This window comes from Leptolyngbya sp. O-77, assembly GCF_001548395.1.
Classification (GTDB): Bacteria; Cyanobacteriota; Cyanobacteriia; order Elainellales; family Elainellaceae; genus Thermoleptolyngbya.
Window position 1 is genome coordinate 306,725 of sequence record NZ_AP017367.1, and the last position, 13,238, is coordinate 319,962.

Annotated in this window: 12 protein-coding genes; 5 read left to right on the forward strand and 7 right to left on the reverse strand. The window is 55.6% G+C overall.

The genetic code is table 11. The features are described from left to right. Positions 1–37: 37 nt before the first annotated feature. The 3 genes from lptC to metG all read right to left on the reverse strand — a co-directional run bounded on the left by lptC (position 38) and on the right by metG (position 3,919). Positions 38–1,174: an LPS export ABC transporter periplasmic protein LptC gene (lptC, locus tag O77CONTIG1_RS01355; RefSeq protein ID WP_068507429.1), complete on the reverse strand. Its 1,137-nt coding sequence runs from the start codon at positions 1,172–1,174 to the stop codon at positions 38–40. A gap of 212 nt (positions 1,175–1,386) precedes the next feature. Then, positions 1,387–1,995 (reverse strand): NYN domain-containing protein, encoded by a 609-nt coding sequence (locus O77CONTIG1_RS01360; RefSeq protein ID WP_068507431.1) that lies wholly within the window; start codon positions 1,993–1,995, stop codon positions 1,387–1,389. Between the two features lie 322 nt (positions 1,996–2,317). Continuing rightward, a complete protein-coding gene (metG, locus tag O77CONTIG1_RS01365; RefSeq protein ID WP_068507432.1) occupies positions 2,318–3,919 on the reverse strand; it encodes a methionine--tRNA ligase in 1,602 nt (533 codons plus the stop codon). Between the two features lie 405 nt (positions 3,920–4,324). Here metG and O77CONTIG1_RS01370 point away from each other — a divergent pair, with 405 nt between their 5' ends. After that, on the forward strand, positions 4,325–4,765 hold the full coding sequence (locus O77CONTIG1_RS01370; RefSeq protein ID WP_068507434.1) for a VOC family protein: 441 nt from the start codon (positions 4,325–4,327) through the stop codon (positions 4,763–4,765). Positions 4,766–4,795: 30 nt separating this feature from the next. Here the strand turns inward: O77CONTIG1_RS01370 and O77CONTIG1_RS01375 are convergent, their stop codons facing one another. Then, the gene (locus tag O77CONTIG1_RS01375; RefSeq protein ID WP_068507435.1) at positions 4,796–5,353 is read right to left on the reverse strand and encodes a glutathione S-transferase family protein; all 558 of its coding nucleotides are present in this window, start codon (positions 5,351–5,353) and stop codon (positions 4,796–4,798) included. A gap of 59 nt (positions 5,354–5,412) precedes the next feature. After that, positions 5,413–5,775 carry a cupin domain-containing protein gene (locus O77CONTIG1_RS01380; RefSeq protein ID WP_068507437.1) on the reverse strand — a complete coding sequence of 121 codons (363 nt, stop codon included), beginning with the start codon at positions 5,773–5,775 and terminating at the stop codon, positions 5,413–5,415. A gap of 214 nt (positions 5,776–5,989) precedes the next feature. Between O77CONTIG1_RS01380 and hemL the strand changes: the two genes are divergently transcribed. Together hemL and O77CONTIG1_RS24080 are read left to right on the forward strand one after the other, a co-directional pair. Continuing rightward, the gene (gene hemL / locus O77CONTIG1_RS01385) at positions 5,990–7,225 is read left to right on the forward strand and encodes a glutamate-1-semialdehyde 2,1-aminomutase (RefSeq protein WP_286132671.1); all 1,236 of its coding nucleotides are present in this window, start codon (positions 5,990–5,992) and stop codon (positions 7,223–7,225) included. Between the two features lie 340 nt (positions 7,226–7,565). Then, the gene (locus O77CONTIG1_RS24080; protein WP_156434813.1) at positions 7,566–7,958 is read left to right on the forward strand and encodes an SH3 domain-containing protein; all 393 of its coding nucleotides are present in this window, start codon (positions 7,566–7,568) and stop codon (positions 7,956–7,958) included. 142 nt (positions 7,959–8,100) lie between these two features. Here the strand turns inward: O77CONTIG1_RS24080 and O77CONTIG1_RS01390 are convergent, their stop codons facing one another. After that, positions 8,101–8,955, reverse strand: a complete 855-nt coding sequence (locus O77CONTIG1_RS01390) for a TIGR02281 family clan AA aspartic protease (RefSeq protein ID WP_068507440.1) — start codon at positions 8,953–8,955, stop codon at positions 8,101–8,103. 312 nt (positions 8,956–9,267) lie between these two features. Continuing rightward, the gene (locus tag O77CONTIG1_RS01395) at positions 9,268–10,392 is read right to left on the reverse strand and encodes a site-2 protease family protein (RefSeq protein ID WP_068507442.1); all 1,125 of its coding nucleotides are present in this window, start codon (positions 10,390–10,392) and stop codon (positions 9,268–9,270) included. Between the two features lie 380 nt (positions 10,393–10,772). Here O77CONTIG1_RS01395 and O77CONTIG1_RS01400 point away from each other — a divergent pair, with 380 nt between their 5' ends. Together O77CONTIG1_RS01400 and O77CONTIG1_RS01405 are read left to right on the forward strand one after the other, a co-directional pair. Continuing rightward, positions 10,773–11,423 (forward strand): HAD-IA family hydrolase, encoded by a 651-nt coding sequence (locus O77CONTIG1_RS01400; protein ID WP_068507444.1) that lies wholly within the window; start codon positions 10,773–10,775, stop codon positions 11,421–11,423. Between the two features lie 29 nt (positions 11,424–11,452). After that, positions 11,453–13,078: an ATP-dependent DNA ligase gene (locus tag O77CONTIG1_RS01405; protein ID WP_068507445.1), complete on the forward strand. Its 1,626-nt coding sequence runs from the start codon at positions 11,453–11,455 to the stop codon at positions 13,076–13,078. The last annotated feature ends 160 nt before the right edge of the window (positions 13,079–13,238 follow it).

Consider the following 13,238-nt stretch of genomic DNA (forward strand, 5'->3'; position numbering starts at 1 on the left):
TCTTCCTTCTTCCTTCTTTCTTGCCTTCCCCCTCACCTCAAAGCCCTTCAGGAATAATCTCTGTCACTACGCGCCCGCCACTGACCGTCACGGTCTGCCGCTCGAGCTTGCCGACAGCACGGGGCCCCCGCATGATGACAGGTGGATCGGTCTGGCGATAGTCCACATCTCCCTCGGCAACGACTTCGCGGCTGCGGATATTCCAGTCCAGTCGATTGGCATTGAGTTGAGCCTGGTTGCGCTGCCCCACAGCGCGGACGTTTCCTGTGAGCGTCGCCGTTTGCGGCCCCAGGTTAAACCGTCCCGCATTCGCCGCCAGGGTCACTTGCTCCTGCCGCTGAATCACCGTCACGGGCTGGTCGGTACTCAGCACTTCCTGAGGCACATTCCACACCAGGGAATTGCTGCTAATTTGCAGCGGCGGTTCACTGGTGACAATGCGAGCGCTATTGGTCAGGGTCAGCACGTTGGTTTGCAGATTCAGGTTACCCTGGTTGCCCTGGGCCACATCGCTCACCTGCTGGTTCAAAAACCGGGTCACTTGCAGCGGGCGATCGCTCACCACCCGTTCCTGCTGCATCAGCCACACGAGTCGCTCCGCCTTCAGTTGCAGCACGGGATCGGTCGTGGTCGCCGTGACTTGCCCGCTCATCTCCATGCGGCGCTCTTTGTTAAAAATTTGCGCCTGATCTGCGGCGATCTGGATCTGCGGATGGGTGCCTGTTAGTTCTTTGCGGAGAATCAGCAGGCTGCGACTGGGAATCCACTCCAGTTCCTGCGCCTTTAGCACCGCTTTGCTTTCCAGGTCGATTGCCTCGATGTCGCCCCGCAGGAAAATCTTCTCGCCATTTTGCAGAATTTCACCCGACTGCGCCTTTACTCGATAGGCCGCTTTTCCGTCTTGATATAGCTCACCCTCGGGCAGGGTCAACCTGGCAATTTGCTTGTCTTCGCTATAGGTCGCCTGCTTAGCCGTAATCCGCCAGACCGTGTTGCCCTGTTCGTCTGCCTGATCCAGCGTAATGTTGTTGAAGGTCAGGTTGGTATCAATTTGCTGAACCGCAGCGCTATCTCGCGCCAGCCGCTCCGAGGCGCGATTTCTAGGCTGACAAGCCGTCAACCCGACCATCAACCCTGCGGTCAGCAAAGCCCAGATAGAGATAAAACGAGGCATCAAAGTCACCCAATCTTTACCCAACTCGAAGCATCAGGGGCGATCGCCCAGCCAGGAGAACCGCTTCAGGGTTCTGAATCTGGCCCAGCCTCTACCTTAGACGACGGCCGGCCGCTGTTGCCCCTGCGGGTAGACAGATTTTGCGCGATCCGCTGGTTCAATCTCCACCACCCACCAGGGTTGCTGACAAACCCCTAGCTGCATTCAAGCGTCTATTCTGACTCTTGCTCGTCTGCCAGCCCAATGCCCGACAGCGGACGATAGGTATAGTTATGTCGAGGCGTTTTCTGAATGTCTTCTTTGATAGAGTCCAGATCAATGTAGCGGTCGGCAACGTTAATCAAGCTATCACTGGTCATCGAGCGCAGACTGACTACCTCCACCCGCACACCCCGGTAGCTCACTGCATCCACCGCATAGGCCAGGTCGCCGTCACCACTGACCAGCACCGCTGTATCATAGGCCCCCACCAGCGCCATCATGTCTACAGCAATTTCCACGTCCAGATTGGCTTTTTTGGAACCATCCGGCAGTTGCACCAAGTCTTTGGAAATCACGCGATAGCCATTGCGCCGCATCCACAGTAAAAAGCCCTGCTGCTTCTCATTTGTGCGGTCTACACCAGTGTAGAAGAACGACCGCAGCAGCCGAGAGCCAGCCGTGAGGCGGCAGAGCAACTTGGTGTAGTCAATTTCAATGCCGAGTTGCAGCGCGGCATAAAACAGATTAGACCCGTCGATAAAAATGGCCACACGGCCGCGATTTTCTAGCACCTGCTCTGGAGTAAACACTGCATCGCTTTCTGTATGGTGGCTTAGCATCACATTTAGCCTCTTAAAATTATTCTGTGTATTTTTTCCAAGGGATGTATTTTCAGAGGTTCCGAAGGGTTTATTAAACGATTGATCCTTAGAAACAAGAAGAAAAGACAGTCTTTGAACGGTCAGTTGCGAAGTAAACAGAGTGCAACGTCAATCAAAATTGCATCGGACAAGATTTGAAGTTGAATCAGGTTGAACCAGGCAGCTTAAATCGGGCAGTTTGAATCGAGTAGTTTGAGTCGGACAGACTGAAATTGGGCAGATCGAACCGGACAGATTGAACCAGGCGAATTGAATCGGGTCAACGTTCTTCAGGAAGCGGTCAGGAGGCTATCGGAAGCTCTAGACGCTGAAACACAGGCTGCGGCGCAGCAAGCGACTGTCCCGACGGCAGGGTGCCCCAGCGGGTGTGAGCCGAAAATGGGATCGAAGCCGCGATGAACGCCTCATCCAGTTGGTTAAAGTCCACCGCGTAGCCCAACTGCTGATAAATTCGGCTACTCAGGTCGGGCACAATAGGCGACAGCAAATAGGCAGAGAGTCGAACCGTTTCGAGAACGGTGTAGATGACCCGCTCAGCAGCAGCTTGATTGCCCTGTTTGAAAAGCGTCCAGGGTGCTTGCTCGTCTACGTACTTGTTGCTGGCACGCACGACAGACAGCACCGCATTGCAGGCTTGGTCAAAAGCAAGGGTTTCGTAGGCTTGGGTAACGGTTTCCCCTAGCGTGCTTCCGGTTGCCTCGAAGGATGCGTCAAGCAGCGGGCGATCGCCCGCTCTTCCTGGAACCTTCCCCTCACAGTTTTTATGGGCAAGCTTCAAAACACGGTTCAACAGGTTGCCCAGATCGTTCGCCAGGTCAGCATTCAGGATGTTAACAAACCGAGTTTCGCTAAAGTCGCCATCGCGACCAAACTCAATTTCTTTTAGAAAATAGTAGCGAATCGCATCGGAATTGTAGCGCTGAACCAAATCAAACGGATCGATAATATTACCGAGACTCTTGCTCATTTTTTGACCATCTTTGGTCAAGAAGCCGTGCCCAAAAACCTGCTGTGGCAGCGGCAGTCCTGCGGACATCAGCATCGCCGGCCAGTACACGGCATGAAACCGCAGAATATCTTTACCGATTAGGTGCAGGCTAGCAGGCCACCACACCGCGTTTGCCAGCGTCGGCTCCTGGTCTGGCTCGACCGAGGCCGTCACATAGTTCAGCAGCGCGTCAAACCAGACGTAGATGGTGTGGCTGGGATCAACGGGCAGCGGAATGCCCCATTCCAAATTGACGCGAGAAATGGAGAAATCCTGTAGTCCCTGGCTGACGAAGCTCAGCACTTCATTGCGACGGCTTTCGGGCTGAATGAAGTCGGGTTGAGACTCGTAGAGCTTCTCCAGCGCGTCCTGATACTTAGATAGGCGGAAGAAATAATTCTTTTCGTCGCGCCACTCCACCTGTTTATTGGGGTGCAGCGGGCAGCGCTTCTCCGGCAGCAGATCGCGCTCTTCTTTGAACTCTTCGCAGGAGACGCAATACCAGCCCTGCTGCTGCCCCAGGTAGATGTCGCCTGCATCCCACACCCGCTGAAAAAACTCCTTGACGATTGCCTCATGACGGGGAGCAGTGGTGCGAATGAAGCGGTCGTACTGAATGTTGAACTGTTCCCAGAGCGCGGCAAACCCAGCGGCAATTTCGTCGCAGTGAGACTGGGGCGATCGCCCCAGCGCCTCCGCCGTCCGCTGGATTTTCTGACCATGCTCATCCGTACCCGTCACCATTAGCACCGAGTCACCCTTCAGACGATGGAACCGTGCCAGAACGTCTGCGGCGATCGTGGTGTAGGCGCTCCCAATATGGGGCAGATCGTTCACGTAGTAGATCGGCGTAGTAACAACAAATTTGTTTTTTTCTTTAGAAAAAGAGGCCATGTTATAGAATCCGAATTCCCAAAAACCGCAGCACCGAGTCCACGCTTCAACTGGCTCAATGAATAGCCTGTCTGTTCGTAAGGATCACGGCTTAGGGAGAGAGTGATTGTAATAATCTAAACCGTCCTCTAACCAGGCGGCACAGAAAACCTGAATTATTGCGAAATTGATTCTTGATGAAATATGTTTAAACACATCGCATCAAAGATTCACAGATTTATACTCTACTAATAGGCTAGCATTTTGGATTCATTTCTTGCGTGATTCGTGCTGCGGTAGCCAATCGCACAGGAAGGTATTGGGAAAATTCGAAAAGCCTTAGAAAGAGATGGTTTTGATCCACGAAAAGCCCCTAGAGACGTTATTTTGAGAAGAAAGTCGTCCTGAAGACCCTGAGCAACTGCCATGTCCAAGACCCTGCCGCCCTCCGCACTCCGACGGGTTCATCACGTCGCATTAAATGTTCGCAGCATGGAGGCATCCCGACATTTCTACGGCACGATTTTAGGACTCCATGAACTGCAAGGCAGCGACATTCCGGCTACGCTGATTGAGCTGGTGGCGGCAGGCAAAGTGGCAAACTTCGTTACGCCTGATGGCACGGTAATTGACCTGTTTTATGAACCCGATTTATCGCCGCCAAGCCCTAATCCCCAGCAGCAGTTTACCCGTGCGAATCACCTAGCCTTTGACATTGTGCCAGAGCTATTTGATGAAGCGGTAGCCGTGCTGCACGACAATCAGGTGCCGATTGACCACGGCCCGGTGTCGCGCCCGACGGGTCGCGGAATTTATTGCTACGACCCAGATGGATTTATGGTGGAAATCCGCTGTGACCCGCTATAGAAACTGGCGGTGTAGAAACCAGCCGCAGCGCTAGCCCCGACCCATCATTGTGCGCTGGAATGGAGGGCGATCGCCCAAGCGCTTCAGGTAAGCGGCGATCGCCGGATAGTCGGCATAGTCTTGCTTTAGCATCAGCATGGCATAGGCCAGGATAGAACCCACCGCAATGTCGGCGGCAGAAAGGCGATCGCCCACCAGCCACTCCCGCGCGGCAAGCTGCCCCTCCAGCCCGCTCAGCAGGCGCGGCGTTTCGGCATCGCGCACCGCTTCTACAAACAGCCCCGTACTCAGAGTAGAGTTAGCAAATAGTACCCACTGCGCCACCCAGGCCCGCTGTTCTGCCGTGAGCGTGGCATCATGCCGATCGGACAAATAGAGCAAAATTGCGCCTGACTCCCACAGCGCAAAACCGTCTTCCACAATTGCGGGCACTTTGCCAAAGGGGTTAATCGCCAAATATTCGGGCTGGCGATGTTCTCCAGCTTGCAGGTCGAGCTGCACAAACTCGTAAGGCAGCCCCAGTTCTTCCAGATACCACTTAACGATGGAGGCGCGGCTGCGGGCCCCGCCGTAGAGTTTCAAAGCCATAGGATTCAGGTTGCTTCCATTTGCTAGCGTCGAGTTGCTAGCGTCGAGTGTATCAAGACTTACTCAAACACTACCTCATCTTCTATGCGCCACGCCGGATCGACAATGCAGAGAAACACCAGCGGCTCTGTACCAATATTATGAATAAACTGCCGCGCATTGGGCGGAATATAGATCGCATCTCCCGGTTCCACCCGCTGCACTTCGTCGCCAATGTGCATTTCCCCCACCCCGCTGAGGATGTAATACACCTCCGAAGTTCGCAGCGCGTGGGGCGTGGAGGTATCGCCGGGGGCTACGGTGGCGTGGGCCAGGCTATAGCGCAGGTCGATGGGCTGCTTGTCGGGATGCAGCAGTTCGCGCAGCAGCGTGCGATCGCCCGCCACAAACTCATCGCAACTCAGCAATTGTCGAATCAGCATTGGCTCACTCCTGCCCACCACCCAGCACTTTAACCCTACTCCACCACGTAGGATAATGAAATGTGCAGTGCGCCGAGCGTCCTTCCTCCTCAAGCCAGCAGGCGCAATCCTTTACAAAATCCGTCCACACGACACACAGGAGAAACCCTTGACCAGTACGACTAGCTTAAAAACAACCCGTTCAGAAGAAATCTTTGCCGCAGCCCAAAAGCTCATGCCCGGCGGAGTCAATTCGCCGGTTCGCGCCTTTAAGTCCGTCGGCGGTCAGCCCCTCGTCATCGATCGCGTCAAAGATGCCTACATGTGGGACGTAGACGGCAACCGCTATATCGACTATATCGGCACTTGGGGCCCGGCGATTTGCGGGCACGCCCATCCCGACGTCATCAAAGCCATCCAGGAAGCCGCCGAAAAGGGCACCAGCTTTGGCGCACCCTGCTATTTAGAAAACGTGTTGGCGGAAATGGTGATCGATGCCGTGCCCAGCATTGAAATGGTGCGCTTTGTGAACTCTGGCACCGAAGCCTGCATGGCCGTGCTGCGGCTGATGCGAGCCTTCACCGGCCGCGAAAAGGTGATCAAGTTTGAAGGCTGCTATCACGGCCACGCCGATATGTTTCTGGTGAAAGCGGGTTCCGGCGTGGCCACGCTGGGGCTGCCCGACTCGCCCGGCGTGCCCAAGTCCACCACCGCCAACACGCTCACCGCGCCATTTAACGATTTGGAAGCTGTGAAAGCCCTGTTTGCCGAAAACCCCGGCGAAATCGCTGGTGTGATTCTAGAGCCTGTGGTGGGCAATGCGGGCTTTATTCCGCCAGATGCGGGCTTTTTGGCAGGGCTGCGGGAGATCACCCGCGAACAGGGCGCGCTGCTGACGTTTGACGAGGTGATGACAGGCTTCCGCATTTCCTACGGCGGCGCACAGGAGAAATTTGGCATTACCCCCGACCTGACCACCCTGGGCAAAGTCATTGGCGGCGGGCTACCCGTTGGAGCCTACGGCGGACGACGAGACATTATGCAAATGGTGGCCCCGGCCGGGCCGATGTATCAGGCGGGCACGCTGTCGGGCAATCCACTGGCGATGACGGCGGGCATCAAGACCCTGGAACTGCTTCAGCGGCCGGGGACTTACGAATATCTGGAGCGCATCACCAAGAAGCTCTCCGACGGCTTGCTGCAAGTTGCTAAAGAAACCGGACACGCGGCCTGCGGCGGCTCCATCAGCGCCATGTTCGGCTTCTTCTTTACCGCTGGCCCGGTGCATAACTACGAAGATGCCAAAAAGTCTGATCTACAAAAGTTTGGTCGCTTCCACCGGGGAATGCTGGAGCAGGGCGTATACCTGGCTCCGTCGCAGTTTGAGGCCGGCTTTACGTCGCTGGCCCATTCCGACGAAGACATCGACCAAACGATTCAGGCTGCCCGCATGGTGATGAGTTCGCTCTAGCCTTTGGTCACAGCTTACGCAGCAATACAATCCTCACGCAGGGGCGATGACTTGGGGCGGGGTAGATCGGAAAGTTCCGACCGAGCCTCGACTTGAAGCATCGCCCCTGATTATTCGCAGTGGATACAATCTAGGCGACTGGTTAAGCGCCTGGCCCAATGGATAGGCCATGAAGAGTCCACCTGTTGCCCTCAAGAACTCCCCAAAACCCTAGGCGCAGACTTTTCCGTAGATTCTCGACCCCATGCTTTACCCTCCGTGATCATTTCCGTAGTCCCAACGCGGCTAGCCAGCGGGTCAGCCGCATAGGTTGGAAGGGGATGAAACATAACGTCGAGCTATGAAACACACTTTCTGGGTCGCATCCAGTCTGCTGCTGTCTGTGCTGCTTCCCTTCACTGGGTCAGCACAAACCGTTGCAAATGTTGCTCCCTTCGGGAGAACGCAGGCACAAATCTGTCGGCATGATCCTCTAGATGATTTGGGCGGTCATATCACTGGGCAAGATCCCGGTTCCCGCGTCAACGTGCGGGCTGGTGCTGGAACCCATCATTCAGTTCGGTATCAAGCAGTGGTTGGAGACGAGGTTGATAACGCCTTGGAAGGAAGAGTTGCCTCAGATGGCTACTGCTGGTTCAAAGTGCGCTTGACCCGTTCAGGGGTTGTAGGTTGGGTTAGAAGTGATTTCGTTGAATTGATGTTTCCTGATCTCCCTGAAGAAGGTGGATACTAGAGAGCGTGACGACGATCTCCATATCCTCCGTATCACATATTCTCCATATCAATGGAGCCAGAGAAGAAGATGGATTCTGGAAAGAAATCACTGCTTAGTCTTTGAATTTGATCAGCTAGGTGGCTTTTGTATTATGTCTGGATTATCGGGCGCGGAACTCGACTTCGTTTTGGCGGATGACGACATCGTAGTTGCCGAAAAAGTCATTGCCCAGGAGGCCGATGGTGAGGTCGGGGCCGGCGATCGCCACTGACAAGTTCCGCGCCACCAGACCACCTGCCTCTATTGAGTCGATGGTGCTGGTTGGGAATGTGACGTTCCGGGCATTAGCGGTATTAGCCGTAGCTGTACCCGTAGGGCGCAGATTCAGGGCAGCCGCCATGCGCTGCGTGATTAGCGTGCCGCTGGCTCCGGTGTCGAGGATCATGTCAAAGCTGGGCCCGCCGTTGAACGTCACGCGGATTACGGGCGTTCCCCCAGCGCGACGCACAATCGGCGTGCGGAAGTTGGCCGAGGCGGTCGGTGGTTCGGCGATCGCCGCACTAGTCTGAGGTTCCAGAGCTTGGTTTGCACCAGGCGAGTGGGTCGAATCGCTCACTGGATTTTGGGCTGAGGCAGGCGGAGGGCTGCTGTCACCTGCTGGGCGGGGCGACGGCGGGGCGCTGAAAATCACGCTGGCATCGGCTCCGGGGCCGCGGCTGGCCTGCTGTTGGGCGATCGCCAAATTGCGGCGATATTCTCCCAGCTTGCTCTGGGCGCTGGGGTGATTGGGGCTGGTAGTAGGCACCTTCTGCATGAGTAGAATTGCCTGCTGCCAGCGGCTCACAGCCAGTCGCCAATCGTCCTGGGACTGCGCCGCTTGGCTGATATTCGCCGCATTGGCTGCCTGCTCTAACGCCTGGGAATAGGGGTCACTGGGGGGTTGGGCGGCGGGAGCGGCGGATGTAGCAGGAACAGGGGTAGGAGGGGCGATCGCCACGGGTTCTGAGCTGGGCATCGGCTCTCCTGAGTTGCCTGCGATAGAAGCACAGCCTGTTCCCAACCCAGCTATGACCAATCCCCAGGCCACAGAGCAAAGTCGTTGCTGGAGCAATTGAGAACGGCGCTGTGGCGAGCAACGAAATTTCTGCATGGTTCTCTGACCCACGTACTGCAAAGCATTTCTGCAAAGCATGTCTTCAGAGCATGTCTTCAGAGCATTGAGAGTATTAATGGCTCTGCCGCTTCCAGTGTAGACAACCGTCTAGACTGACTGCGCTTCGGGGTTATCCCGTAATAGCCCAGATGCCTCAACTCAATAATCCCCAATCTAGGCGGGTTGAGCTTCAGATTTCTTCTGGAGCGCCATCAAAATCGACGATTTTTCCAGCAGACCCAGCACCGAGCCATCTTCCGGTTTCACCACCGCCAGGGCAGGAACCTGCTCGCTCAGCAGGTCGATAACCTCTAGCAGCGGCGTGGTAGCGGGCACGGTCTGAATCTCCTCAGCGACCTTCACCAGCGACTGCACCGATACATTCCACCAGTCGTTGGTAGGCACTTGCTTCATGTCATCGACCCAAATCTCGCCGGCCAGCTTACCTGCTTCGTCCGTGACCAGATACTTTTTCCAGTTCACGGGATTGCCAATGATGTAGTTGTTTGCGAACTCACGTAAAGAGCTTTGGGCAGGTACTACCGGACTGTTAGGGATAACTGCGTCGGCGGCGGTCAAGCCGCTCATGAGTTCCTGCACGCTGGCTGCCTGCGCCGATCGCCCTGCATTTTGCAACAAGAAAAAGCCCACCAGCAGCGTCCACACGCTGCCGATGTTGGTCAGCCCTAGCGTCGAAGCCAGCCCCAGCCCGATGCCCAGCCAGCCAAACACCTGACCGACGCGGCTAGCAAAAGCGAGACCCCGATAGGGCTTGCCGGTAATTTTCCAGACGATCGCTTTCAGCACGTTACCCCCGTCTAGCGGCAGCCCCGGAATCATATTAAAAACTGCCAGAGCCAAGTTCACATAAGACAGCAGCGCCACCATTGCCGCCAGCGGCCCAGTAATGCCGCTAAAGCTGCCGATAGCGTGCAGCACGCCAAACAGAAACAGGCTCACCAATGGCCCGGCGATCGCCACCCGAAATGACTCGCCGGGTGTTTTTGACTCTTCACCCAGGCTAGCCAGCCCGCCAAAGATAAACAGCGTGATGGATTTTACCTCCGTCCCCTGGCGCAGCGCCACCCAGCTATGCCCCAGTTCATGCGCCAGCACCGACGCAAACAGCAGCAGCGCCGTCACCAGTCCCAGCACCCACGCCAGCGCTCCCAGTTGAGGAAACTGGTAGCTTAGCCAGCTTCCGTCATTCCACGTCACCAGCGCTAGCACCAAAAACCAGGAGGGATTGATATAAAAAGGAATGCCAAAAAGATTACCGACTCGCAGGTTATTTTCCATCGTGCGTCACTGTTGTAATGAGGGCCAGGGAACTCAAGGCGGGTCAAGATTCAGGGGTGGGGTGGCTTAAACCAGATCTGGGCGACCACTCTATAAGACTATGCCACCAGGTTCTACATGCCTGAGTTCTTTATCACTGCATCGGGCGATCGCTCACCCCGCAGCGTATGATGAAGGTTCGGTTTTTGGTTTAAGTTCTGGTTTAAGTGGCTATTTCAAGGGGTTATTAAATTCAGGTAGAGTTGCGCTCAAGGTCTACCTACGGCTTCTAATCTATCTAGCCTTCTAGTCTAACTCGAACTATTTTGATCCTAACGACAAATCGCCCGGCTATTCACCCATCTCAGGCGGTAATATCCACCCCTCTCGATTTGGCTCTCGTGAAAACCATCCTGTTTGACTTTGATGGCACCATTGCAGACTCCTTTGATGCGGTGCTGCAAATCACCAACCGACTTGCCCGCGAATTTGGCTATGAACCCGCCAGCCCCAGCGAGATCAAGCGGCTGCAAAACCTGAGTTCGCGAGAGATTATTCGCCAGTCCAACATCCCCATGTTTCGGCTGCCGCTGCTGCTGCGCCGCCTGAAAGTAGAAATGAGTCAGGAAATTAACCAACTCCAGCCCATCGCCGGAATTCAGCCTGCGCTGGTGCAACTCCGGCAGCAGGGGCATCGCCTGGGCATCGTTACCTCCAACACGGCTGATAACGTCGTCGCCTTTTTGAGAAATCATCAAATGGAAGGGCTGTTTGACGATATTCAGCCTGGTGTGGCGCTGTTCGGCAAAGGGCGCAGCATCCGCCGCATCGCCCGTCAGCGTCAGCTTGACCCGGCTTCGATGGTGTACGTGGGCGACGAGACGCGGGATATTGAAGCAGCCCAGGCGATCGCCATTCCAGTCATTGCTGTTGGCTGGGGCTTCAACTCCACCGCTGCCCTGGCCGCCTGTAAACCCGACGCACTGGTGCATGAGCCACAAGAACTAGTAACGGCGATCGCCCAGATTGAAGCACGATCCCGAACGCCCTGACCCTGCCATCCTTAGCGCAGACACTCCCGATGCAGCGGTTTACCCAGCTATTTCAGGAAATTGACGCGACGACCTCGACTAACGCCAAGGTTGCTGCCCTGCGGCGATATCTGCGCGAAGAAACGGCAGCAAACTCTGTCTGGGCGCTGTACCTGCTGTTGGGCAAACCGCGCAAGCGACTCATCACCTCGCGGGTGCTGCGGGATATTTTTCTGCAAATCTCCGACATTCCCGACTGGCTCTTTGAAGACTGCTACGCGCAGGTAGGTGACTCGGCGGAGGTGATTGCTCTGCTGATGCAAAGCCACGCCAGTCTGCAATTAGCGACCCCCTCTGTCCAAACGGCTGAAAACCTGCCGCTGTACCTCTGGATGGAGGAGATGATTCCCCAGGCAAAGCAGGTCGAGTCGGAAGAAGACCTAAAAACGCTGGTGGTGTCGTGGTGGGCAGCGCTGAACCCGACAGGCGTGTTTGTGCTGAACAAGGTGCTGACGGGCGCGTTTCGCATGGGACTGTCTGAAAAGCTAGTGATTCGGGCGATCGCCCAGGAGTTCAACATTCCCGAACCCGTCATAGCGCATCGGCTGATGGGCGAGTTTGAGCCGACGGTCGAGTTTTTTGAAAGCCTGACGCAGATTGAGGCAGCGGAAGCCCTGAGTTCGCCAACACGTCCTTACCCGTTTTTTCTAGCCTCGCCGCTGGAGGAAGATCGGTTTGCCACGGAGGATTTTTCGCGCTGGTGGGCGGAGTGGAAATGGGACGGCATCCGGGCGCAAATCATTCGGCGGGCGGGGCAGGTCTTTATTTGGTCGCGCGGCGAAGACCTGGTGACGGATCAGTTTCCCGAATTGGCCGCCTACTTTCTCACGCTGCCGGATGGGCTGGTGTTTGATGGCGAAATCCTGTGCTGGGCGGACGGGCGACCCCTCAGCTTTAACCATTTGCAGAAGCGGTTGGGGCGCAAGCGCGTCACCCAAAAGATCATGCAAGAGAATCCCGTTCACTTCATCGCCTACGACCTGCTGGAACACAACGGCGAAGACATTCGCGAAAAAGAATTGGGCGATCGCCGCACGCTTCTGGAATCTGTCTTGAAAGCTGCCGACCCAAATTTTGTCACACTATCCAGCGTCTTAAAGTTCAGATCTACGGACGAGATGCGATCGCTTCGCGAAAGCTCTCGTGAACGTGGTGCAGAGGGCTTAGTGATTAAATCAGTGAACAGTCCCTACCTGGTCGGGCGCAAGCGTGGCTACTGGTGGAAATATAAAGTGGAACCCATGACGCTGGATGCAGTGCTGATTTATGCACAGGCTGGTAGCGGCAAACGGGCAAACCTGTTTACAGACTACACATTTGCCCTGTGGCACGAAGGAACCCTGGTCTCCTTTGCCAAAGCCTACTCCGGGCTAGACAATGCCGAAATCGAAGCCCTCGACAAGTGGATTCGCAAGCACACGATTGAAAAATTTGGCCCCGTGCGATCGGTCGAACCTGTGCAGGTGTTCGAGATCGGCTTTGAAGGCATCCTGCGATCGACTCGCCACAAGTCGGGCATCGCCGTCCGCTTTCCCCGCATCTTGCGCTGGCGTACCGACAAACCCGCCACCGAGGCCGACACACTAGAAGCCGCGTTTAAGCTGCTGGAACGCTAGGGGACTCACTCTGGAGATCTTCACTCTGGAGACCTGAGGCATCCGTTTATAAGACCCTTACGTTTCCTCCGAATTTTCACTTGGACAACTTGCTTAAAATTTGCCATGCTGAGAGTTTAGAACCTCAAATCAATCACACCTTGGCTTCAGAGCTTGGTTA

Excerpts from the sequence above, each read along its gene's own strand:
- O77CONTIG1_RS01370 (WP_068507434.1), top strand. The coding sequence starts at position 4,325 with ATGTCCAAGACCCTGCCGCCCTCCGCACTCCGACGGGTTCATCACGTC.
- lptC (WP_068507429.1), bottom strand. The coding sequence starts at position 1,174 with ATGCCTCGTTTTATCTCTATCTGGGCTTTGCTGACCGCAGGGTTGATG.
- O77CONTIG1_RS01360 (WP_068507431.1), bottom strand. The coding sequence starts at position 1,995 with ATGCTAAGCCACCATACAGAAAGCGATGCAGTGTTTACTCCAGAGCAG.
- metG (WP_068507432.1), bottom strand. The coding sequence starts at position 3,919 with ATGGCCTCTTTTTCTAAAGAAAAAAACAAATTTGTTGTTACTACGCCG.
- hemL (WP_286132671.1), top strand. The coding sequence starts at position 5,990 with ATGCCCGGCGGAGTCAATTCGCCGGTTCGCGCCTTTAAGTCCGTCGGC.
- O77CONTIG1_RS01375 (WP_068507435.1), bottom strand. The coding sequence starts at position 5,353 with ATGGCTTTGAAACTCTACGGCGGGGCCCGCAGCCGCGCCTCCATCGTT.
- O77CONTIG1_RS01395 (WP_068507442.1), bottom strand. The coding sequence starts at position 10,392 with ATGGAAAATAACCTGCGAGTCGGTAATCTTTTTGGCATTCCTTTTTAT.
- O77CONTIG1_RS24080 (WP_156434813.1), top strand. The coding sequence starts at position 7,566 with ATGAAACACACTTTCTGGGTCGCATCCAGTCTGCTGCTGTCTGTGCTG.
- O77CONTIG1_RS01380 (WP_068507437.1), bottom strand. The coding sequence starts at position 5,775 with ATGCTGATTCGACAATTGCTGAGTTGCGATGAGTTTGTGGCGGGCGAT.
- O77CONTIG1_RS01390 (WP_068507440.1), bottom strand. The coding sequence starts at position 8,955 with ATGCCCAGCTCAGAACCCGTGGCGATCGCCCCTCCTACCCCTGTTCCT.
- O77CONTIG1_RS01405 (WP_068507445.1), top strand. The coding sequence starts at position 11,453 with ATGCAGCGGTTTACCCAGCTATTTCAGGAAATTGACGCGACGACCTCG.